Consider the following 1751-nt stretch of genomic DNA (forward strand, 5'->3'; position numbering starts at 1 on the left):
TAGGTCTCGATCGTCTCCGGGGTGTGCCCCACGGCCAGCTCGGTGCCGATGTAGACCGACCGCCAGCCGCGCTCGTGCAGCTTGATCGACGTCCAGACGTCCTCGGACTTCGACTCCTGCCAGATCCCGCCGATCTCCATGACCGCGGTCCGCCGGAAGATCACGTTGGTGCCCACGCAGAAGGCCGCGTTGAACCGGTTCTTGCCGGGCTGGGTGAACTTGTAGAACACCGTCTGCATGTAGCCGGCACCCCGCGAGATCAGGCCCTTCAGGTTGCCGTACGTCTGCGGCGTCTGGACGAACGCGACCGTCTTGTCCGCGAAGAAGGGCACCGTCTCGTAGAGGAAGTCCCGGCGGACGACGAAGTCCGCGTCGAGGATCACGAACAGGTCGCCCGTCGTGATCGACAACGCGTGGTTCACGTTGCCCGCCTTGGCGTGCGCGTTGCCCTCCCGGGCCACGTACTCGGCCCCGAGCTCGCGGGCGAGGTCGCGCACGGCGGCGGACTTGCCGTCGTCGAGCACGTAGGTCGTGTGCCTGCCGTCCAGCGCGACGGCCGCCTCGACGGTCCGCCGGATGTCCTCGAGCGCCTCGCCGTAGGTGGTGATGAAGACGTCCACCGACACCGGGAAGTCGTCGAGCAGCATCGGGGCGTGCCGCAGGCCGATGCCGATCGCCTGGGTCTCCTCGGCCTGGTTGCCGTAGAGGTTCCGCTGCGCCTCGTTGAACGAGTAGTCGCGCGGGTCGTGCCCGCTGGACAGGATCGTCCACAGCGAGATCAGCGCCTGCAGGATGATGAACGACTCGGCGACCAGCACCAGCACGTAGGCGGGCCAGTCCCCGCGGTGCGAGAAGTCGAACAGGAAGACCGTGTACAGCAGCACGCCGATGGCGGCGACCGCCACGATCATCATCAGCGACGGCGAGTCCGCGACCTTCTGGCTGCGGGTCTGGGCGCTGCGGGTCTGGGCGGGTCGGTCGGGGTCGGCGGGGACGGCGGTGCGGGTGTTCGGATGTCGATCGGGCACGACGGGGCAACTCCGGGGCTCTCGGGGAGGCTCGGGTGCCCGAGGACGTCGTCGGCACCGGGCGGAGGTTGCTGTCGGGAAGCGGGGAGCGAAACGGCAGCGGCGCAAATACTGGCCGTGATCGCGTTCACCCGTCAAGGTGGACGATCTCACGCTGCGTATCGGTAACGGCCCGTGACCTTCGACCGATCGCGTGAGAGCCCCGCCTCTCGGCGGGAAGGGACCGGCCGGGCCGCCGCGACCGGCGTCCGAACCCGGACGTCGGTGCGCGGCGGCTCCTGGCGGCCCGCCGGGGACCGACCCGAAGGTCGGAGCGGGCGCTGCCGTTGCGGGGAGCGGACGGCTGCGCGAATGCTGTCGGTGAGCGAACCCGCTGGTCAACGGGACGAGAATCACCGGGCTCCCCGGGTAACGAAATGTGCACGCACAACGACCCGTGGTCGGTAACGCCGTTCCTGAGAGCGCGGACAGCCTGTCCGGCGGCCCCGGTTACGCCGTTCGGCCCTCCGCCTCGAAGCCGATCATGCGGGCCATCACGCCGAACACCAGATCGTGGGCGGGCTTCTGGGCGTACCAGTAGACGCGCCCTGCGAGCCCATGGGGACGGAACGTGACGGTCTGGGTGTAGCGGCTCGAGTCCCGGCCGGTCGGTTCGGCGGTCATCCGCAGCCGCGCCACGCCCGGCATCCGCGTCTCGGCCCGCAGGACCACCGACCGTCCGGG

The 1751-nt window shown here is 69.7% G+C and carries 2 protein-coding genes; both read right to left on the bottom strand.

Annotated elements, in window-relative coordinates; translation table 11 throughout:
- The coding region (locus tag H5J29_RS36420; RefSeq protein ID WP_220188178.1) for a glycosyltransferase family 2 protein at nt 1–1028 on the bottom strand (1028 nt) is incomplete at its 3' end.
- Between the two features lie 489 nt (nt 1029–1517).
- Nucleotides 1518–1751, bottom strand: a 234-nt coding sequence (locus H5J29_RS31455) for a DUF2867 domain-containing protein (protein ID WP_181784563.1), incomplete at its 5' end; no start/stop codon positions are given.

It is taken from the genome of Pseudonocardia pini, from assembly GCF_013870575.1.
Taxonomy (GTDB): domain Bacteria; phylum Actinomycetota; class Actinomycetes; order Mycobacteriales; family Pseudonocardiaceae; genus Pseudonocardia; species Pseudonocardia pini.